Here is a 2,167-nt window from a genome sequence, read left to right as displayed (position 1 = left end):
ATTATGAAATAATTGAATTTGACCCTCTCAGGGTCGGCTACAGAAAATTTTAACTAGAAAAACTTCTTACAACTTAATGAAAATGGGGCAATTCATGATTTATGAACTGCCCCATTTTTGTAAAGGACTTTTTCAGTGCCCTCGAATTTTCAATCGGGTCTTTTTATACTTTCAATTCTTCTTATAAAGAGTCTATTATTATAAAGATTCTATTGTAGCTTTAATCGTTTTCTCTAAAGCACGCTGTATTGATTCTTTGTATGCAATGAAATTAGCCTGGCGAGTTTCGTCTGAATCGCTCTCTCTAAGAGACCTTTTGCCAGCTTTTACTTCCTGTAATTCATTGGTGTATAGATCACTAAATGTTTCCGGCTCTTTATTTTTTAGAATCCTTACAGTATGCGAGTACTGCTCATGAATATCGATTAGAATTCCTAAATTCTTCTCGTCATAAATGCTTATGCCGACTATTTTTGTTGATAGCTTTTCAAGCTTTCCTCTTTCTTTCGCGTAACCCATAATTGTTGCAATATACCAGTTCTGGTTCAGAATTATACTATAGGTGTTATTGTGAAAGATAATGTCGGCAATTTGACAATTGAATATCAAGAGTTTAGAATTCTCTTTTTATCTTTGAACCCTAATACTTTACCAATGAGAACCGCTAAATTACTAACCCTCAATATACTGTTGCTTTTTAGTTTATTAATCACAGCAATAGTAAATCCTGTACCTGCATATGCTCAGGTAGTTGATAAAAGTGATCCTTCACCTTTAAAATTTCCAACTCCAAAAGGAATTGCCAATCTGCTTTTTTATTTACAGAGAGATCCTAACACCAACACAATCATCTGTGAGTTAAATGCAGATAAAAATGGAGAGGTAGACAGAAAAGAACCTATTCTAGTGTACTGGATTCGTTATGGGGATGAGGGCGAGAAAAAGGATTTAAGCTACATCCAAAAGAAATTTGCATATGGTATTCAGGCCAAAGAGATAGGTAAAGACCACTATGAACTAAGGTTTGTTTCGCATAAAAAACTGCCGATGTATTTGCTTAAATCTGAGAACGACAAGAAGTTCCACGTTTATGTAACGGTTAATAACAAAAAGATTCAGCTCGACAGGATTTTTGTGAGGATTGAAGGTGGTTCTTTTTGGTTGCCAAATGTTAAATATGTGGAATTAAAAGGCATAAATACAGAAAATAATGCTGCGGTTTTAGAAAGAATTAAAGTTTAGCTGCTCTTTAAACTGTACTTTCCTACTTCCGATCCATCGTCTTTAAGCATTACTAAATCCAGTGTTTTACTGTCGGCTTTTACTTTAATAAGCGTACGCTTTCCTTCCTGTGGCCCGCCGCCTATGATAACAGGGTAGGGGTGTTCTGCAGATGGTGGCCAAACGCCGTAGGTATGTGTATGTCCGGAAATTACAATGTCTGCCTTATACTTTTTAAACAGCGGCGCAAAGAGTTCTCTGCAATGCATTGGTCCATGCCAATCACCGGAATGATATAGGGGAATATGCATCATAACCACACGGAATTTTGCCTTCTTGTAAGCGCTTGATTTCATGATTTCTTCCAGCCATTTCGCCTGTTCTTTGCGGTAGCCATCAAAGTCTACTATTCCGGCATAAACGGGGTGATCATCAGGCTTGTCTTCGCCAGTATCTAATACGATATTGAAAACCGGGCCCCATTGGTAAGCGAAATATCCTTTGTCGTTTTTAGTAGAAAAATAATCTTTCAGTTCACGAGAAAACTTGCCTCTGGTTTCGTGATTGCCGCGGACGAACATAAACGGTTTTGTGCTTGCAAATACATCTGTAGATGGATTAAGCATGTGGTCTATGATCTGCTGTTCGTCTTTCTGAAAATCAAAAATATCGCCGTTGAAAAATACGTAATCGTAATCCTCGTTGTTTAATTTTAGCAGATGCGGGATTGATGCCGGGCGATCATGAATATCGTTTAGTATAAGCCATGAAACTGCCTCAGGATTTGCTTTTGGTGTGCTAAAGGAATAGGTTTCACTAGAGATGGTTTCTCCATATTTTAAGGAATAGGGCTGAAAGTCTGTGATTTCTTTAGATAATACACGGTAGCTGTATTTTGTGCCTGGTTTAAGGTCTTTTAATTTAACAAAGTTTATTCTGTTGTGGG

3 protein-coding genes are annotated in these 2,167 nt (G+C 37.2%); 1 reads left to right on the top strand and 2 read right to left on the bottom strand.

Annotation, left to right across the window (positions count from 1 at the left end):
* Positions 1-198: 198 nt before the first annotated feature.
* Positions 199-609, bottom strand: a complete 411-nt coding sequence (locus AC1DDX_RS26695; protein WP_246269740.1) for a hypothetical protein — start codon at positions 607-609, stop codon at positions 199-201.
* Positions 610-654: 45 nt separating this feature from the next.
* Between AC1DDX_RS26695 and AC1DDX_RS26690 the strand changes: the two genes are divergently transcribed.
* Positions 655-1,242, top strand: a complete 588-nt coding sequence (locus AC1DDX_RS26690; protein WP_172663731.1) for a DUF4833 domain-containing protein — start codon at positions 655-657, stop codon at positions 1,240-1,242.
* Here AC1DDX_RS26690 and AC1DDX_RS26685 read toward each other — a convergent pair.
* Positions 1,239-2,167, bottom strand: a 929-nt coding sequence (locus AC1DDX_RS26685) for a purple acid phosphatase family protein (protein ID WP_477622956.1), incomplete at its 5' end; no start/stop codon positions are given. The two genes, AC1DDX_RS26690 and AC1DDX_RS26685, sit on opposite strands and share 4 nt — an antisense overlap.

The organism is Pedobacter sp. 10L46_2 (assembly GCF_056395165.1).
Note: the sequence above shows the minus strand (reverse complement) of the source record. Positions and strands in the feature narration are given on the sequence as shown.